At 35.5% G+C, this 482-nt stretch carries 1 pseudogene; it reads left to right on the top strand.

Features of this window, described 5'->3' with window-relative positions:
- Window positions 1–482: pseudogene (locus HMPREF2663_RS04555) on the top strand (cell division protein FtsK); the annotation flags it as partial.

The following is a 482-nucleotide window of genomic DNA, read 5'->3' as shown; positions in this document are numbered from 1 at the left end:
CTCATTATTGTTGACCCTAAGTTTGATACACCAAGCCGCTGGGCACGTATCCATGATATTGCTGTCATTCATCCACATCAAAATCGATCTAAATCTGATTTTTTATCTGAGATTAATGAAAACTTAAGTCATTGTCTTCAAATTATTCAACAGCGCCAAACCATTCTTTACGACGATCCAGACTATCAATTTGAGCACCTTACCATTGTAATTGATGAAGTGCTTGCTTTAGCTGAAGGTGTCAATAAAGCCATTAAAGATGCGTTTTTTTCGTTACTATCACAAATTGCTTTATTGGGTCGTGCAACCAAAGTCCATTTATTACTGGTATCTCAACGATTTGATCATCAAACAATTCCTGTTTCCGTTAGAGAGCAACTCAATGTGCTAATTCAAATTGGTAATATTAATAAAAAAACAACACAATTTTTATTTCCCGATTTAGACCCTGAAGGTATTGTGATACCCATTGGTAAAGGGAC

Origin of the sequence: Staphylococcus sp. HMSC077D08 (assembly GCF_001837945.1) — a bacterium.
In the GTDB taxonomy this organism is placed as follows: Bacteria; Bacillota; Bacilli; order Staphylococcales; family Staphylococcaceae; genus Staphylococcus; species Staphylococcus epidermidis.
This window is presented reverse-complemented; position numbering and strand designations above follow the sequence as displayed.